Genomic DNA, 16,755 nt, shown 5'->3' with positions numbered 1-16,755 from the left:
CCCCCGGAGACCTGAACGACCCACGCCTGAAAGGGACTTCGCATGAACAAGGACGACATGATCCTGATCAGCGTCGACGACCACATCATCGAGCCGCCCGACATGTTCGTGAACCACCTGCCCGCGCGGTACCGCGACGACGCCCCCCAACTCGTCCACCGCGACGACGGCACCGACGTATGGACCTTCCGCGGCACCACCATCACCAACTCCGCCCTCAACGCGGTCGCCGGCCGCCCCAAGGAGGAGTACGGCGTCGAACCGCAGGGCCTCGACGAGATCCGGCCCGGCTGCTACGACGTCAACGAGCGCATCAAGGACATGAACGCCGGCGGGATCCTCGCCCAGATGAACTTCCCGTCCTTCCCCGGCTTCTCGGCCCGCCTCTTCGCCACCGAGGACGCCGACTTCTCCCTCGCGCTGGTCCGCGCCTACAACGACTGGCACATCGACGAGTGGTGCGCCGCCTACCCCGGCCGCTTCATCCCCATGGCGCTGCCCGCCATCTGGGACGCCGAACTGTGCGCCGCCGAGGTGCGCCGGGTCGCCGAGAAGGGCTGTCACTCGCTGACCTTCACCGAGAACCCCGCCGTCCTCGGCTACCCGAGCTTCCACCACGAGTACTGGAACCCGCTCTGGCAGGCCCTGTCCGACACGAACACCGTGATGTCGGTGCACATCGGCTCCTCCGGCCGCCTCGCCATCCCGGCCCCCGACTCCCCGCCGGACGTCATGATCACGCTCCAGCCGATGAACATCGTCTCCGCCGCGGCCGACCTCGTCTGGTCCCGCCCGGTCAAGGACTTCCCCGACCTGAAGATCGCCCTGTCGGAGGGCGGCACCGGCTGGATCCCGTACTTCCTGGAACGCCTGGACCGCACCTACGAGATGCACTCCACCTGGACCCTCCAGGACTTCGGCGGCAAGCTGCCCAGCGAGGTCTTCCGCGACCACTTCCTGACCTGCTTCATCACCGACAAGCTCGGGGTGCGGCTGCGCCACGACATCGGCATCGACAACATCTGCTGGGAGGGCGACTACCCGCACAGCGACTCCCTTTGGCCCGACGCGCCCGAACAGCTCCACGACGTGCTCGGCGCGTGCGACGTCCCGGACTCCGACACCGCGAAGATCACCTACGAGAACGCCATGCGCTGGTACTCCTTCGACCCCTTCGCGCACATCCCGCGCGACCAGGCCACCGTGGGTGCCCTGCGCAAGGCGTCCGAGGGCCACGACGTCAGCGTCCGCTCGCGCAGCCACCAACTCGTCGAACCGGCCGAGAAGTTGGCGTCCTTCCGCGCCAAGGCACGCGCCGCCGCGGCCGCGGGACTGTGATGGCGTACGACAACGGACTGTTCGACCTGACCGGGCGCGCGGCCCTGGTCACCGGGGCGGCGGGCGGCATCGGCGCCGCCGTCGCCCACGCCCTGGCCCGAGCCGGCGCGTCCGTCCTGGTGACCGATCTGGACGGGTCGGCCGCGGCGGCCGTCGCCGGGAAGATCACGGCCGCCGGCGGCACGGCCGACGCCGCCGAACTCGACGTACGGGACCGGGGCGCGGCCGAGGCCGCCGTGTCCCGGGCCGCCGCGCTCGCCGACGGGACCCTGCACGTCCTGGTGAACAACGCCGGCGTCACCGCGCCGGGCATGTTCGCGGACCTCGACGAGGACGACTTCCGCCGACTGCTCGACATCCACATACTGGGCACGTTCACCTGCACCCAGGCCGCGCTCCCATTCCTGCCCACCGACGGCACCGGACGCATCATCAACGTCACCTCGGCGGCGGGCCTCACCGGCACCCTCGGCCAGGTCAACTACTCGGCCGCCAAGGCCGCGATCATCGGCATGACCAAGTCGCTGGCCCGCGAACTCGCCCGCAGACAGATCAAGGTCAACGCCCTTGCCCCACTGGCCGCGACCCCCATGACGGAGACCATCCGCACCGACGAGAAGTTCGCGGCGACCATGCTCGCCCGCATCCCGCTCGGCCGCTGGGCGGAACCCGAGGAGGTGGCCGGCGCCTTCGTCTTCCTCGCCTCGGACGCGGCCTCCTTCGTCACCGGCCAGGTGCTACCGGTCGACGGCGGCCTGGTGATCTGATGGCGCAGACGGATCACCGGGGGCCACTGTCGGGCGTCACGGTCGTGGCACTTGAGCAGGCGGTGTCCGCGCCTCTGTGCACCCGGGCGCTGGCCGACCTCGGCGCCCGGGTGATCAAGGTGGAGAACCCGGCGGGCGGCGACTTCGCCCGCCACTACGACGACGTGGTCAAAGGCCTCGCGGCGCACTTCGTATGGTGCAACCGGGGCAAGGAGTCGGTGGCCCTCGATCTCAAGTCCGAGGCGGGGATGGCGGTGCTGCACCGCCTCCTGGACCGCGCCGACGTCCTCGTCTCCAACCTCACCCCGGGCACCACGGCCAAACTCGGCGTCGCCCCCGACGACTTGACGACCCGTCACCCGGACCTGATCGCCGTGGAGATCGACGGCTACGGCCCCGGTGGCCCCCTCTCCCACAAACGCGCCTACGACCTCCTCGTCCAGGCCGAGTCCGGGGCCTGCGCCATCACGGGCCGCCCCGGCGAACCCGCCAAACCAGGCCCGCCCATGGCCGACGCCACCACCGGCCTCTACGCGGCCCTGTCGATCGTCTCCCTGCTCTACGCCCGACGGCCCGGCCCGGTCGCGGTGAGCCTCTTCGACACGATGACCGACATGATGGGCTACGCCCTCACCTACACCCTCCACTCCGGCATCGACCAACAGCCGCGCGGCATGGGCTCACCGGCCGTCGCCCCCTACGGCGCCTACCGGACGGCGGACGGTCACACCGTCGTCCTCGGCACCACCAACGACCGCGAATGGCAGCGCCTGGCTCGGGACTTGATGGACCGACCCGACCTCGCGGAGGACGAGCGACTGCGTACCAATCCCGGCCGCGTCGAACACCGCGACCTGCTCGACGAGGAGATCGGCGCGTGGTGCGCACGCCATGACCTGGCCGATGTCCAACAGCGCGCCGACGACGCCGGCATCGGCAACTCCCGCTACAACACGCCGAGTGAGGTCGTCGCACACCCGCACCTGGAGGCACGCGACCGCTGGCGCGAGATCGACACACCGGGCGGTCCGGTCCCGGCACTCCTGCCGCCTCCGGTCATCTCCGGCTACGAGCCGATGATGGGCGCGGTCCCCGCGCTCGGCGAACACACGGAACAGGTCCTCGCCGAACTCGGGCTCAGCGCCCAGGAGATCGCGGAACTGCGGGGTGGCGCGTGACCGACGAGCCCGTACTGCTGTCGGACGACAGCGGCGGCGTACGGACCCTGACCCTGAACCGTCCACATCGCAGGAACGCGATCGACCGCGAACTATGGGCCGCCCTACGGGAGTTCCTCGCTGCGGCCACCCGCGATCACGACGTACGGGCCCTCGTCCTCACCGGCGCCGGGGGAGCGTTCTGCTCGGGCGCCGATCTCACGGCCGCGGCGGACGACACCCGGCATCCACTCGACAAGCTGCGCGACCTGACCGAAGTGGCCCTGCTGCTGCACGAGTTGCCCATCCCCACCATCGCCAAGGTGACCGGCGTGGCCGTCGGCGCGGGCTGGAATCTGGCGCTCGGCTGCGATCTGGTCGTGGCCACGCCCGAGTCCTGCTTCTCGCAGATCTTCACGCGCCGGGGGCTCTCCCCGGACTGCGGCGGCACCTGGCTGCTGCCCAAGCTGGTCGGCCTCCAACAGGCGAAACGGCTCGCGCTGCTCGCCGAGACGATCGACGCGGAGGAAGCGTGCGCTCTCAACCTCGTGACCTGGGTGGTCCCCGCCGAGCGGATCGACGGGTACGTGAAAGACCTCGCCGACCGGCTCGCGGCCGGGCCGCCCGTCGCGCTCGCCCAGACCAAGGCGCTCCTGAACGAGGGCGCCGACCGCACCCTGCGCGAGGCCCTCGCCGGTGAGGCCCGTGCCCAGGTGGCCAACTTCGCGACCGCGGACGTACCGGAGGCCTACGCGGCGTTCGCCGGGCGACGCGAGCCGCGCTTCAGCGGCCACTGGAACCGACAGCCCCCTTCGGAGGACCCCGCATGCCCGAAGCAGTGATCGTCGAGGCCGTCCGTACGCCCGTCGGCAGACGCAACGGCGGCCTGTCGGACCAGCACGCGGCCGACCTCTCCGCCGTCGTCCTCACCGCGCTCGCCGAGCGCACCGGGATCGACCCGGCGGTCGTGGACGACGTCGTCTGGGGCTGTGTGTCGCAAGTCGGTGATCAGTCCAGCAACATCGGCCGCTACGCCGTCCTCGCGGCGGGGTGGCCCGAGACGATTCCGGGCACGACCGTGAACCGGGCCTGCGGATCCAGCCAACAGGCCCTCGACTTCGCCGCCCAGGCCGTGATGTCCGGTCAGCAGGACGTCGTCGTGGCGGGCGGGGTCGAGGTGATGAGCCGGGTGCCGCTCGGCTCGCCACGGGCGACTGGAATGCCGTACGGGCCGAAGGTGCTCGCCCGGTACCACGGCTTCTCCTTCGATCAGGGGGTCTCCGCGGAGAAGATCGCGCAGAAATGGGGGTTCTCGCGCACGCGGCTCGACGAGTTCGCGACGCTCTCCCATGAGCGGGCCGCCGCGGCTCAGGACGCCGGTGCCTTCGACGCGCAGATTGTGCCCGTCGGGTCGGTGACGGCGGACGAGGGCGTTCGGCGCGGCACCACCGTGGAGCGGCTGGCCGGGCTGAAGCCGGCGTTCCTCGACGACGGGGTGATCCACGCGGGCAACTCCTCGCAGATCTCCGACGGCGCGGCGGCCCTGCTCGTGACGACGCCCGAGAAGGCGCGCGAGCTGGGCCTGACGCCGATCGTGCGCTACCGCGCGGGTGCGGTCGTCGGTGCCGATCCGGTGCTCATGCTGAGCGGCCCGATCCCGGCGACCGAGCGCGTGCTCGCCAAGACGGACGTACGGCTGTCCGAGGTCGGCGTCTTCGAGGTGAACGAGGCCTTCGCGCCCGTACCGCTCGCCTGGCTCGCCGAGACCGGGGCCGATCCCGCGCTGCTCAACCCCCTCGGCGGCGCCATCGCGCTCGGGCATCCGCTCGGCGCGTCCGGCGCGGTCCTGGCCACCCGCCTGGTCCACCACATGCGCGAACACGGGATCCGCCACGGACTCCAGACCATGTGCGAGGGCGGCGGCACGGCCAACGCCACGCTCCTCGAACTCACTTCCTGACGGATCTTGACGGACCTTGACGGAGTCTTCGATGCGCCGAGAGATTTTCACCCCTGACCACGACGAATTCCGCAAGCTGGTAAGGGAGTTCGTGGCCAAGGAGGTCGTCCCGAACTACTCCGCCTGGGAGCGGGCCGGACGGCTGCCCCGCGAGATCTTCGAACAGCTCGGCTCGCTCGGCCTGTTGGGAATGGCGGTGCCGGAGGAGTACGGCGGTTCCGGCCTCGACGACTACCGCTACAACGTCGTCCTCCAGGAAGAGGCCGCCCGCGCGCTGGTCACCCTCGGCACCGTCCGCACCCAACTCGACGTGGTCCTGCCGTACTTCCTCGCCTACGCCGACGAGGCGCAGCGCCGGCAGTGGTTCCCGGGCCTCGCCGACGGTCGCCTGTTGACCGCGATCGCCATGACCGAACCGGGCACCGGCTCCGACCTCGCGGGCATCCGCACCACCGCCGTCCGCGACGGGGACACCTACGTCGTCAACGGCGCCAAGACCTTCATCACCGGCGGCCTCCTGGCCGATCTGGTGATCGTGGTCGCCCGTACGTCCACCGACCCCGCCGACCGGCGCGCCGGACTGACCCTGCTGGTCGTCGAGGACCGCATGCCCGGGTTCAGCCGGGGGCGGGTGCTCGACAAGATGGGCATCAAGGTCCAGGACACCGTCGAGCTGGCCTTCGACGACGTGCGCGTGCCGGCGGCGAACCGGCTGGGGGAGGAGGGCGCGGCCTTCCGCTACCTCGGCCACAACCTCCCGCAGGAGCGCATGACCGTCGCCGTCGGCTCGGTCGCGCAGGCGCGCGCCGCCCTCGACACGACCATCGACTACGTCAAGGAGCGCCGGGTCTTCGGCAGGCCGGTGGCGGCCTTCCAGAACACCAAGTTCGAACTCGCCGCCGTGGCCGCCGAGATCGAGGCCGCGCAGACCATGCTCGACCGGGCGGTGCTCGACCTCGTCGACGGCGTGCTGTCCGGCGCCGACGCGGCCAAGGTCAAGCTGTTCTGCACCGAGATGCAGGCCCGCGCCGTCGACCGCTGCCTCCAGCTGTTCGGCGGCTACGGGTACATGGCGGAGTACCCGATCTCGCGGCTGTACGCCGACGCCCGCATCACCCGGATCTACGCCGGGACCAGCGAGGTCATGAAGGTGATCATCGCCAAGTCGCTCGGTCTGTGAAGTCACTCGGTCTGTGAAGTAGCTCGGTCCGTGAAGTCGCGCGGTCTGCGGGCCAAGGTCGACTACGGTCGGATTCAGACGGGCGTGCGGTCCGTCGTCCGCACCCGCGCAGAAAGCCGAGGCCGAGGTCATGGCCGTAGACATCGCCGCCCTGCGGGGCCACTTCCCGTCCCTCGACCACGGCCTCGCCTTCTTCGACGGCCCTGGCGGCACCCAGACGCCCCGCCCGGTCGCCGCCGCCATCACGGAAACGCTCACCGGGCCCCTCTCCAACCGGGGTGGCGTGAGCTCGTCCGAGCAGAACGCCGAGCGGGCGGTCACCGAGTTCCGGGCCGCCTACGCCGACTTCCTGGGCGTACCGGCGAACGGCATCGTCCACGGGCGCAGCGCCACCCAGCTCACGTACGACTTCTCCCGGCATCTGGCCAAGGACTGGCGCGTCGGCGACGAGATCGTCGTCAGTCGCCTCGACCATGACGCCAACGTCCGGCCGTGGGTCCAGGCGGCCGACCACACGGGGGTGACGGTCCGCTGGATCGACATCGACCCCGAGACCACGGAACTGGACCTGGGCTCCCTCGAGCGGGTGCTCTCCGACCGGACACGGCTGGTCGCGGTCACCGCGGCCTCCAACGTCCTGGGCACCAAGCCGCCGCTGCGCGCGATCGCCGACCTGGCGCACGGCGTCGGCGCGCTGGTCTACGTGGACGGCGTGCACTACGCGGCGCACGTCCAGGTGGACGTGCCCGCGCTGGGCGCGGACCTGTTCGTGTGCTCGCCGTACAAGTTCCTCGGCCCGCACTGCGGGGTGCTCGCCGCGGCGCCCGAACTGCTGGAGACCGTCCAGCCGGACAAGCTGCTGCCGTCCACGAACACCGTGCCCGAGCGTTTCGAATTCGGCACGCTGCCCTACGAGATGCTGGCCGGCGCCACCGCGGCCGTGGACTTCCTCGCCGGCATCGACCCCGGGGAAGGGGTGTCGCGGAAGGAGCGGCTGACGGCGTCGCTGCGCTCCCTCCACGAGCACGAGTCCGTGCTGCGCGCCCGGATCGAGGACGGCCTGCGGTCCTTGGGCGCCGCGGTCACGGTGCACTCGAAGGCCGCCGACCGCACCCCGACCCTCCTGATGAGCCTCGAAGGCCGAGACGCGTACGAGGCGCAGGTGCATCTGGCGGCCCTCAAGGTGGTGGCCCCGGCCGGGTCGTTCTACGCTTACGAACCCTTCGCCGCGCTGAAACTGGACAACCCCTCACTGCGCGTGGGCCTCGCGCCCTACAACGACACGGAGGACGTGGACCGGCTCATCTCCGGCCTCGCGTCCTTCCTTCAGACTCCGTAGCGGGTGGTCGCCGCCAACTCGGCGGCGCTCTCCATCAGGTGCAGGACCATCGGACCGAAGGCCTGCAACTTCTCGTTGTCGCCGGCCCGTTGGAAGCCCTGCTCCAGGACGACGCCGAGCTTCCACTGGGCGAGGACGTCGTAGTAGTCCATGTCGTCGACCTGACGGCCCGAGACCGCGGCGTAGTGCCGGACGAGCTCGGTGCGCGAGGGCATGCCCGTCAGGTCGACGTACAGGGCGGTCGCCGCCTCGGGGGCGCTCGTGTCCTCGGGCCAGCCGCGGAGCATCCAGGCGAGATCGAGCTTGGGGTCGCCGACGGTCCCCATCTCCCAGTCGACGACCGCGGCGAGCCGCGCCGGGGCGCCGTGCCGGAACATCACGTTGGCGAACTGGTAGTCGCCGTGCATCAGGCCGGGGACGTAGTCGAGCGGCCTGTGCGCGCGCAGCCAGGCGGCGGCCTCGTCGAAGCCGGGCAGCTCACGGCTCTTGACGCGGTCCAAGTACCGCGTCCAGCGGTCGACTTGGCGTTCGTGGAAGCCGTCGGGGCGGCCCAGGTCGTGCAGTCCCTTCGCCTGCCAGTCCACCTTCGACAGCAGGGCGATCCCCTCGGTGAGCTGGTACGCGAGCCCCGCCCGCGCGGCGAGATCCGTGTCGAAGGGCGCCGCCCAGCCGCGAACCCCCATGGGGGACCAGCCGTCGACGAACTCCATCAGGTAGAAGGTCCGGCCCAGGACGGCCGGGTCCGTGCAGACGGCCATGGCCTCGGTGTGCGGTACGTCCGTGCCGTTCAGCGCCTCGATGATGCGCCACTCCCGCAGGATGCCCTCGTCCCGGGTGGCCGGGGCGGTCACCGGCGGGATGCGCAGGGCGCAGTGGAGTTCGCCGCGGCGGATCTCGTAGATCTCGTTCTGAGCACCGCCGGAGACATGGCGGTGCTCGATCGGCTCGCCCTTGCCGGGCAGCCCGGACTCGTCCAGCCAGCCGGCCAGCCGCTCGACGTCGATCATCGGCCGCCCGCCTCGGACTCCAGGAACTCGGCGTACTTGGCACGGGCCGCCGCGACCCGCTTCGGGAGATACGCACTCGGCCACAGGTCGTCGCTCGGCTTGTGGTCGCGCAGGACCTGCCGGGCGACCGTCACCTTGTGCACCTCGGTCGGGCCGTCGGCGATGCCGAGGACGCTCGCGCCCAGCAGCATCCGGAACAGGGGCATGTCGCCGCTGACGCCGAGCGCGCCGTGTACCTGGATCGCCCGGTGCGCGATGTCGTGCAGCACGGTGGGCAGTTGCGTCTTGACCATGGCGATGTCCTTGCGGACCTTGCGGTAGTCGTTGTACTTGTCGATCTTCCACGCGGTGTGCAGCACGGCCAGCCGGAACTGGGTGAGCTGCGCGTACGAGTCGGCTATGTGCCCCTGCACGAACTGCTTGTCGGCCAGGACCGTGCCCTGCGTGTGCCGGCTCAGCGCCCGCTCGCACATCATGTCGAAGGCCTTGCCCGCCAGCCCGATCGTCCGCATGGCGTGGTGGATCCGGCCGCCGCCGAGCCGCGTCTGGGCGATCACGAAGGCCTGTCCCTCGCCGCCGAGCACCGCGTCCACCGGCACCCGTACGTCCTCGTAGTGCACGAGCGCGTGCGAGCCGCGCTCCTGAGGCTCGCCGGCCAGGGCGACGTTCCGCTCGATGCGGATGCCCGGGGTCTCGGCCGGCACCAGGAACATCGACATGCTCTTGTACGGGTCGCCGGCCGGGTCCGTCACCGCCATGACGATGAAGAAGGCGGCCGTCTTCGCGTTCGAGGAGAAGTACTTCCAGCCGTTGATCACCCACTCGTCGCCCGCGCGGACCGCCCGGGTCGTGAACTCCTTGGGATCGGCGCCGGCTTGGGGCTCGGTCATCGAGTAGCAGGAGAAGATCTCGCCGTCGAGGAGCGGGCGCAGATAGCGGTCCTTCTGTGCCTCGGTGCCGTAGTGGGCGAGGATCTCGGCGTTGCCCGTGTCCGGGGCCTGGCAGCCGAAGACGATCGGGGCCCAGGAGGAGCGGCCCAGGATCTCGTTGAGCAGGCACAGCTTGACCTGCCCGTGGCCCTCACCGCCCAGGTCGGGGCCGAGGTGCGTCGCCCACAGCCCATGGGCCCGGACCTCCTTCTTGAGCGGGTCCAGAACGCGGCGGAGGTTCTCGTCGGGCGGGGTGAACTGCAGCCCGTCCCACAGGAGATCGAGGGGTTCGACCTCCTCCCGGACGAACTCGGCCGCCCAGTCGAGCTGTGCCTGGTAGTCCGGGTCTGTTTCGAAGTCCCACGACATTGTGTCTCCTTCCGGCAGATGCCAGAATAGCGTTCTCATGAAAGAGAACACAATTCCCCCGACGCGGAACGGCGTTGCGGAAGACCCCGGGGGCACCGGCGATGTGGCCGACCGCATCGCGCGGCGGGCGCTGGCCCGGCGCGGCGCGCACTACGCGGGCGAGGTACGGGCGCTGCTGGACGCCGCGTTGGAGGTCATGCGGCGCTGCGGCACCGCCGCACGGCCCCGCGTCGCCGACATCGTGACGGCGGCCGGACTCTCGAACGAGGCGTTCTACCGGCACTTCCGCTCCAAGGACGCCCTGGTCGCCGCTCTCATGGAGGACGGCGCCGAGCGGCTGTGCGGCTACCTCTCCCACCAGATGGCCAAGGAGCCCTCGCCCGAGGGAAAGGTGCGCCGGTGGGTCGAGGGCGTCCTGTCCCAGGCGACGGACGAGGAGACGGCGGCGACCACGCTGGCGGTCATGTGGAACGCACAGAGCGTGGGGGAGGGGTTCCTGGCGGGCCCGTCGTCGGTCGACGGACTGTTGGCGGCTCTGCTGCGCGGCCCGTACGCCGAACTCGGCAGCGCCGACCCGGACTTGGACGCGTCCCTCGCCGCCCACGCGACGGTGGGCAGGCTCGCCGACCATCTGTGGCGCCGGGCGGCGCCGACGGACGCCGAGGTCGACCACGTCGTCCGGTTCTGCCTGCGCACGGTCACATCTCAGGGAGGGCACGCGTGAAGAGCAGCGATCAGTTCCACGTCGGGATCGTCGTCGAGGACATCGACGCGGCGGCGGCCGAGCTGTCGGCCGTGTTCGGCTACCAGTGGGCCGAGCCGTTGGGCGGACCCGTGCGGGTGAGCCTGCCGGGCGGCGGCGGTGACGAAGGCGAAGGCGACGACGTCGTCCTCGACCTCCTGTCCACGTACTCGATGTCCACGCCCCGGCTGGAGTTGGTGCGCCGCGTGCCCGGCACCCTGTGGGAACCGGTGACCGGGTCCGGGGTCCACCATCTCGGGTACTGGTCCGACGACGTGGCCGCCGACTCCGCCGAACTCGCGCGGCGCGGCCACACCGTGGAGGCGGTCGGCAGACGCCCCGACGGCACGCCGTACTGGGCGTTCCACCACAGCCGCAGCGGCCCGCGCGTCGAACTCGTGACGCGGGCCCTCCAGCCGGTCCTGGAGCAGTACTGGGCGACGGGGAAGAGGCCGGGCGCATGACCACCATAGGGATCGTGACCGGCGCCGGACGCGGCATGGGCCTGGAGTGCGCGCGACGACAACTCGGTGCCGTGGACCGGCTGTTGCTGGTCGATCTGGACGCCGGGACGCTGGCCACGGCTGCCGACGAACTGGCGACCTCGGCGCACGGCACCGTCGTAGAACCGTTCGTCCTCGACATCACCGACCGCGAGGGACTGGCCCAACTCGCCGCGCGCGCAAGGGAACTCGGCACCCTGCGAGCCGTCGCCCACGCCGCCGGCATCTCACCCACCATGGCCGACTGGCGTCGCATCCTCACGGTCGACCTCGTCGGCACGGCCCTGCTCGCCGAGGCACTGCGCCCGCTCGTCACCGAGGGCACGGCGATGGTCTGCTTCGCTTCCATGGCCGCCCGGTTCGGGGCCGGTGAGCCGCGCCCGGACATCGAGGCCGTGCTCGCCGACCCGCTGGACGAGCACTTCCTGGACCGGCTCCGCGAGGCCGTCGGACCGGAGATCGAGGACACCGGTGTGGCGTACTCCTGGGCCAAACGCGGCGTCCAGCGCCTCGTGCAGCGCGAGGCCGTGCGGGTCGGCGGGGTCGGGGCGCGGGTCTGCTCGGTGTCGCCCGGGGTCGTGGGCACACCTCAAGGACGGCAGGAGGCGGCTCAACACCCCTCCATGAAAAGGCTCGTGGACCAGTCGGCGCTCGGCCGCGAGGGTCGACCCGAGGAACTGGCCGCGGTCGCCGCCTTCTTGCTCTCGGACCAGGCCTCGTTCCTGACCGGCGTGGACATCCTGGTCGACGGAGGCGTGATCGCGGGGCTGGCGGCGAGGCGGTCCTGAGTGCGGCCCTGGTCAGGTGACCGGCTGGTCAATGAGCGGGCCGGCCGGTCGATGAGCCGGCCGGCCACGAGGGCCGTTGCTCAGCCGGCCGTCGGCGGCACGAACCCGGCCACGATGACGGCGTTCGTCGTGGCCGCCGCCTGCCGCAGCGCCCGCGCCTCGGTGTACCCGGCCGACTCGTACCAGGCCTGGGCCGCCTCGACCGAGTCGAACTCCAGGACCACGGTCTGGTCGCCGTACCACTCGCCCTCAAGGGTCTGCGGCTCCGGGTCGGCGGACAGGACCCGCCCACCGCTCTCGGCGAGGGTGGCACCGGCGGCGCGGCTGTAGGCGGCCATGCCGGCCGGGTCCTTGATCGCCTCGGTGAAGATGACGTAACCCTTCGGCATGGTTCTCCTCGTTCTCAGCTGACGGTGATGGCGCGCTCCGGGCACATGCCCGCGGCGGAGCGTACCCCGTCCTCGTACTCGGCGGGCACGTCCGGGCTCTCCACCACGGCGTATCCGTCGTCGCTCAGGTCGAACACCTCCGGGCAGATCGTGCAGCACACCCCGTGCCCGCGGCAGCGGTCGTCGTCGACGGTGACCTTCATCGGGCAGGACTCCACTCCAGTTCGAGGTGGGTCAGGCCCCGCAGGATGAAGGTGGGGACGTACGAGTAGCGGCGGGCGTCCGCCGGGCCGTGCGCGCTCTCCGCGATCCTGATCTCGGACGTGCGGTCCAGCAGCCGTTCCAGGGTGACCCGGGCCTCGGCGCGGGCGAGCGGTGCGCCGGGGCAGGTGTGGACGCCGCGACCGAAGGCGAGATGACGCCGGACGTTGGCCCGGCCGACCTCGAACTCCGCCGGGTCCTCGAACTGGCGCGGATCGCGGTTCGCCGCGCTGTTCAGCACCATCAGCGTGGTGCCGGCCGGGATGTCGACGCCGCCCACCGTGGTCGGCACCTTCGACAGCCGGAAGTCGCCCTTCACCGGACTCTCCGCACGCAGCGTCTCCTCGATGAAGTTCGGTACGCGGTCCCGTTCGGCGCGCAACAGCCGCTGGAGTTCCGGGCGTTCGGCGAGCACCTTGAGCGCCGAGCCGAGGAGCCGGACGGTGGTCTCCTGACCGGCCGCGAAGAGGTTGGTGGCGACCCGGACCACGTCGATGACCTCGGGTACGGACCCGTCCGGGAAGGTCGCCGTGGCGAGGCCCGTGAGCACGTCCTCGCGGGGCTCGCGGCGGCGGTCCTCGATGTACGTCGTGAAACGCCCGTACAGGTACTCCAGCGGGGAGTGGTGAAGCGTGTCGTCGCCGGTGCTGCCGACACCCCCGCCGGCCGGCGGGCGGCGCTGGAGCGTGTCCATGAAGTCCTCGCGGTCCTCCTCGGGCACGCCGAGCAGGTCGGCGATGACGAGGAGGGTGAACGGACCGGCGAACCCGCCGATGAACTCCCCGTGGCCCGGGGCCAGGAACTCCTCCAGCATCCCGTCGGCGAGGTGCCACATCGACGCCTCGTTCTCCTTGAGGCGCTTCGGCGTGATCAGCCGCATCAGCAGCGCCCGGTGGTCCGTGTGCGCCGGCGGATCCAGCGTGGGCAACTGGTCGCTCATCGGCAGCTCGTCGCGGTGCCGCTCGATGAGCTCGCTCACGTCGTCGCCCTCCAGCGGCACCGGGAACCCGGGGAAGGGGCCGGTGACCGAGACGCAGGAGGAGAACGTGTCGGTGTCGTTGTAGATCTGCACCGCCTCGTCGTACCCGGTCACCATCAGCACGTCGTGATGCGGCTCGCGCTGCACCGGGCACCGCCCGCGCAGGGCGTCGAAGTAGGGATAGGGGTCGGCGACCTGCGCCTCGTCCCGGAAGAAGTCGATCGCCTCGAAGTCGTCCACGGTCTGCTCCGGCCCCTTCTCCGTCACCACCTCGACGACGAGGGACGGTAGCACAATTCTCACTTTGCTGGAATGCTGCTTGAAGCTTTTGGAGAGTGTCATTCTCAAAGCAACTGGCGACACCAGGGAGAGCCATGGACGACACAGAAGAGACGTACGCCCTGCGTGCCGCACGCGACATGCGACGGAAGATCCTCGGCGATGCCTACGTCGACGCCGCGACCGCCGACCCGGCCCCCGTCGCCGCCGAGTTCCAGGACTACCTGACCACTACGGCTTGGGGTGTCTGGGCCCGAGGCGGCTCTCTCGGTCTCCGTGACCGCAGCCTCCTGGTGCTGGCCATGACCGCCGCGCTCGGCCGCATGGAGGAGTTCCGCGTCCACGTGGACAGCGCGCCTCGCACCGGCGTCACCGACGCCGAACTCGACGAACTCCTCTTCCAAGTCGCCGCCTACTGCGGAGTCCCGGCGGGGAGCGCGGCCCGCCGAGTCGTACGGGCGGCGCGAGCAGAGCGAGGGGAAGGGGAATGACCCCGGTGCGCGCGGAGCGCGTCGGCTTCGTCGGCCTCGGCAACATGGGCTCCGTCCTGGCCGCCAACCTCGTACACACCGGCCATGCGGTCGTCACGCACGACGCCGCTGGACCGGCGCGGTCGCCCGAGGGTGCCGTCCACGTCCCCGCCGTGGCCGAAGTCGCCTGCCGTGCAACGGTGTTGGTGCTGAGCCTGCCCGACGGAACGGTGTCGGAGCAGGTCGCCGGGGAGATCGTGAAGGCGTCCGGCCGCCGGGTCCGGTGCGTGGTCGACACCTCGACGGTCGGCGTGGCCGCGTCCCGTGCCGTCGCCGAACTGCTGGCCGGTGACGGCATCGGCTACGTCGACGCCCCCGTGTCCGGCGGTGTGGCCGGGGCGCGGGCGCGCACCCTCACCGTCATGTACGCCGGGGACGACGCCGCGTGCGCACAGGCCGAGGGCGTGCTGGCCGGCCTCAGTGACCGCCGCCGTCGGGTCGGCGACCGCCCCGGCATGGCGCAGGCCCTCAAACTCGCCAACAACTTCCTGTCCGCCACCACGCTCGCCGCCACCAGCGAGGCCGTCGCCTTCGGCCTCGCCGCGGGCCTGGACCTGGCCACCATGCTCGACGTGCTGAACGGCTCCAGCGGGCAGAGCGCGGCCACCAGTGACAAGTTCCCGCGCCACGTGCTGACCGGCCGCTATGCCGCCGGCTTCGCCAACTCCCTGATGGACAAGGATGTACGGCTCTATCTGTGCGCGGTCGAGGAGCAGGGCGGACCGGTGTCGATCGGCGAGGTGACGGCGGCGGTGTGGCGAAGGTTCGCCGAGGCGGAGCCCGGTGCCGACTTCACCCGGATCTTCCCCTTCGTCGAAGGTTCCTGACCTCAACGGTTCCTGACCTCAACCTGACAGACCGCTGACTTGACGGTCGATCGAGAGTGAGAATAGCATTCTCATTCGGAGAGACTGAGATTATCGTGAGTCCCCTCCGTACAAGCGACTGGAGGACCAGACCCCATGGCGCACTTCAAGAAGCCCGACGAGGGCAGCTGGACCGCACACCTCAAGATCGGCACCGAGCCGGTGTCGTACGAGGACTCCATCTCGCCCGCCCACTACGAGGTGGAGCGCGAGGCCATCTTCAAGCGGACCTGGCTCAACGTCGGGCGGATCGAGCAACTGCCGAAGCGGGGCAGCTACTTCACCAAGGAGCTGGACGCGGCCGGCGCCTCGGTGGTCGTGGTGCGCGGCATGGACGACGAGGTGCGTGCCTTCCACAACGTGTGCCGCCACCGTGGCAACAAGCTCGTGTGGAACGACTTCCCGCGCGAGGAGACCAGCGGGGTCTGCCGCCAGTTCACCTGCAAGTACCACGCCTGGCGCTACGACCTGGAGGGCAAGCTCACCTTCGTCCAGCAGGAGCAGGAGTTCTTCGACCTGGACAAGTCGCGCTACGGGCTCAAGGACGTACAGACCGATGTGTGGGAGGGGTTCGTCTTCGTCAACCTCGACCCGGACAACACCACACCGCTGCGGGAGTACCTGGGCGAGTTCGCCAAGGGCATCGAGGGCTACCCGTTCCACAAGATGACCCAGGCGCACCGCTACCGCGCCGAGATCGGCGCCAACTGGAAGCTGTTCATCGACGCGTTCGCCGAGTTCTACCACGCGCCGATCCTGCACGCCGGGCAGTACATGGCCGACGAGGCCCGCAAGATCCAGAAGTACGGCTACGAGGCGCTGCACTACGACATCGACGGCCCGCACAGCATGGTGTCCTCCTGGGGCGGCATCGCCCCGCCGCACGACCGCAAGATGGTCAAGCCCATCGAAGGCGCCCTGCGCAGCGGCCTGTTCGGCCCCTGGGAAGCGCCGGACATCGGCCTCACCACCGAGCAGCTGCCACCGGCCGTCAACCCGACCCGGGACCCGCGCTGGGGCATGGACTCGTTCGTCTTCTTCCCCAACTTCATGCTGCTGATCTGGCGGCCGAACTGGGTGCTGACCTACCACTACTGGCCGACCGCGTACAACACGCACATCTTCGAGGCCGCCTGCTACTTCGTGCCGCCGGAGAACGCCTTCCAGCGGCTCCAACAGGAACTGGCCGTCGTGTCGTTCAAGGAGTACGGGCTCCAGGACGGCAACACCCTGGAGGCGACGCAGAGCATGCTCGAGTCGCGTGCCGTGGGGGAGTTCCCGCTCAACGACCAAGAGGTCCTGCTGCGCCATCTGCACCAGACCGCCCGCCAGTACGTCCGTGACAACGAGCAGCGCACGGCCTAGGAGGACC

Annotated in this window: 18 protein-coding genes; 13 read left to right on the top strand and 5 right to left on the bottom strand. The window is 70.5% G+C overall.

Going from position 1 to position 16,755, the window contains the following annotated elements; genetic code table 11:
• Positions 1-42 precede the first annotated feature (42 nt).
• The 7 genes from ACIP6U_RS01285 (at position 43) to ACIP6U_RS01255 (ending at position 7,741) form a co-directional block, all read left to right on the top strand.
• On the top strand, positions 43-1,338 hold the full coding sequence (locus ACIP6U_RS01285; protein ID WP_401711152.1) for an amidohydrolase family protein: 1,296 nt from the start codon (positions 43-45) through the stop codon (positions 1,336-1,338).
• On the top strand, positions 1,338-2,105 hold the full coding sequence (locus tag ACIP6U_RS01280) for an SDR family NAD(P)-dependent oxidoreductase (protein WP_401711150.1): 768 nt from the start codon (positions 1,338-1,340) through the stop codon (positions 2,103-2,105). Before ACIP6U_RS01285 ends, ACIP6U_RS01280 begins: the two co-directional genes overlap by 1 nt.
• Positions 2,105-3,283, top strand: a complete 1,179-nt coding sequence (locus ACIP6U_RS01275; protein WP_401711147.1) for a CaiB/BaiF CoA transferase family protein — start codon at positions 2,105-2,107, stop codon at positions 3,281-3,283. Before ACIP6U_RS01280 ends, ACIP6U_RS01275 begins: the two co-directional genes overlap by 1 nt.
• A complete protein-coding gene (locus tag ACIP6U_RS01270) occupies positions 3,280-4,104 on the top strand; it encodes an enoyl-CoA hydratase/isomerase family protein (RefSeq protein ID WP_401711145.1) in 825 nt (274 codons plus the stop codon). Before ACIP6U_RS01275 ends, ACIP6U_RS01270 begins: the two co-directional genes overlap by 4 nt.
• Complete coding sequence (locus ACIP6U_RS01265; protein ID WP_401711142.1) at positions 4,089-5,222, top strand: thiolase family protein; 1,134 nt, start codon at positions 4,089-4,091, stop codon at positions 5,220-5,222. Before ACIP6U_RS01270 ends, ACIP6U_RS01265 begins: the two co-directional genes overlap by 16 nt.
• 31 nt (positions 5,223-5,253) lie before the next feature.
• A complete protein-coding gene (locus tag ACIP6U_RS01260) occupies positions 5,254-6,402 on the top strand; it encodes an acyl-CoA dehydrogenase family protein (protein ID WP_401711140.1) in 1,149 nt (382 codons plus the stop codon).
• 130 nt (positions 6,403-6,532) lie between these two features.
• On the top strand, positions 6,533-7,741 hold the full coding sequence (locus ACIP6U_RS01255; protein WP_401711137.1) for a cysteine desulfurase-like protein: 1,209 nt from the start codon (positions 6,533-6,535) through the stop codon (positions 7,739-7,741).
• Here ACIP6U_RS01255 and ACIP6U_RS01250 read toward each other — a convergent pair.
• Both ACIP6U_RS01250 and ACIP6U_RS01245 read right to left on the bottom strand, forming a co-directional pair.
• Entirely contained in the window at positions 7,729-8,748 is a 1,020-nt protein-coding gene (locus ACIP6U_RS01250; RefSeq protein ID WP_401711134.1) for a phosphotransferase family protein, read from the bottom strand. The genes ACIP6U_RS01255 and ACIP6U_RS01250 overlap by 13 nt on opposite strands.
• Complete coding sequence (locus tag ACIP6U_RS01245; RefSeq protein ID WP_401711132.1) at positions 8,745-10,046, bottom strand: acyl-CoA dehydrogenase family protein; 1,302 nt, start codon at positions 10,044-10,046, stop codon at positions 8,745-8,747. The genes ACIP6U_RS01250 and ACIP6U_RS01245 overlap by 4 nt, the downstream gene beginning before the upstream one ends.
• A 37-nt stretch (positions 10,047-10,083) precedes the next feature.
• Between ACIP6U_RS01245 and ACIP6U_RS01240 the strand changes: the two genes are divergently transcribed.
• From ACIP6U_RS01240 to ACIP6U_RS01230, 3 genes are read left to right on the top strand one after another with little or no spacing between them, the layout of a single operon-like run.
• Positions 10,084-10,770 carry a TetR/AcrR family transcriptional regulator gene (locus ACIP6U_RS01240; RefSeq protein WP_401711129.1) on the top strand — a complete coding sequence of 229 codons (687 nt, stop codon included), beginning with the start codon at positions 10,084-10,086 and terminating at the stop codon, positions 10,768-10,770.
• On the top strand, positions 10,767-11,252 hold the full coding sequence (locus tag ACIP6U_RS01235; RefSeq protein ID WP_401711126.1) for a VOC family protein: 486 nt from the start codon (positions 10,767-10,769) through the stop codon (positions 11,250-11,252). The genes ACIP6U_RS01240 and ACIP6U_RS01235 overlap by 4 nt, the downstream gene beginning before the upstream one ends.
• A complete protein-coding gene (locus ACIP6U_RS01230) occupies positions 11,249-12,079 on the top strand; it encodes an SDR family oxidoreductase (RefSeq protein ID WP_401711123.1) in 831 nt (276 codons plus the stop codon). The genes ACIP6U_RS01235 and ACIP6U_RS01230 overlap by 4 nt, the downstream gene beginning before the upstream one ends.
• A gap of 80 nt (positions 12,080-12,159) precedes the next feature.
• On the opposite strand, the gene ACIP6U_RS01225 is transcribed toward ACIP6U_RS01230, so the two are convergent.
• Genes ACIP6U_RS01225 through ACIP6U_RS01215 form a run of 3 tightly spaced genes read right to left on the bottom strand, consistent with a single transcriptional unit; the run spans position 12,160 to position 14,011 of the window.
• A complete protein-coding gene (locus ACIP6U_RS01225) occupies positions 12,160-12,468 on the bottom strand; it encodes a DUF1330 domain-containing protein (RefSeq protein WP_401711120.1) in 309 nt (102 codons plus the stop codon).
• Positions 12,469-12,482: 14 nt separating this feature from the next.
• Positions 12,483-12,671, bottom strand: coding sequence for a ferredoxin (locus tag ACIP6U_RS01220; RefSeq protein WP_401711117.1), 189 nt, complete (start codon positions 12,669-12,671; stop codon positions 12,483-12,485).
• On the bottom strand, positions 12,668-14,011 hold the full coding sequence (locus ACIP6U_RS01215) for a cytochrome P450 (RefSeq protein WP_401711114.1): 1,344 nt from the start codon (positions 14,009-14,011) through the stop codon (positions 12,668-12,670). Before ACIP6U_RS01215 ends, ACIP6U_RS01220 begins: the two co-directional genes overlap by 4 nt.
• Before the next feature lie 71 nt (positions 14,012-14,082).
• Between ACIP6U_RS01215 and ACIP6U_RS01210 the strand changes: the two genes are divergently transcribed.
• The 3 genes from ACIP6U_RS01210 (at position 14,083) to ACIP6U_RS01200 (ending at position 16,748) form a co-directional block, all read left to right on the top strand.
• The gene (locus tag ACIP6U_RS01210; RefSeq protein WP_401711111.1) at positions 14,083-14,478 is read left to right on the top strand and encodes a carboxymuconolactone decarboxylase family protein; all 396 of its coding nucleotides are present in this window, start codon (positions 14,083-14,085) and stop codon (positions 14,476-14,478) included.
• A complete protein-coding gene (locus ACIP6U_RS01205) occupies positions 14,475-15,344 on the top strand; it encodes an NAD(P)-dependent oxidoreductase (RefSeq protein ID WP_401711108.1) in 870 nt (289 codons plus the stop codon). Before ACIP6U_RS01210 ends, ACIP6U_RS01205 begins: the two co-directional genes overlap by 4 nt.
• 135 nt (positions 15,345-15,479) lie before the next feature.
• Positions 15,480-16,748, top strand: coding sequence for an aromatic ring-hydroxylating dioxygenase subunit alpha (locus ACIP6U_RS01200; protein ID WP_401711105.1), 1,269 nt, complete (start codon positions 15,480-15,482; stop codon positions 16,746-16,748).
• Positions 16,749-16,755: the final 7 nt, after the last annotated feature.

The organism is Streptomyces sp. NPDC088794 (genome assembly GCF_044750545.1).
In the GTDB taxonomy this organism is placed as follows: Bacteria; Actinomycetota; Actinomycetes; order Streptomycetales; family Streptomycetaceae; genus Streptomyces.
The sequence above is the reverse complement of the archived record's forward strand: the minus strand, read 5'-3'. Positions and strand labels throughout refer to the sequence as shown.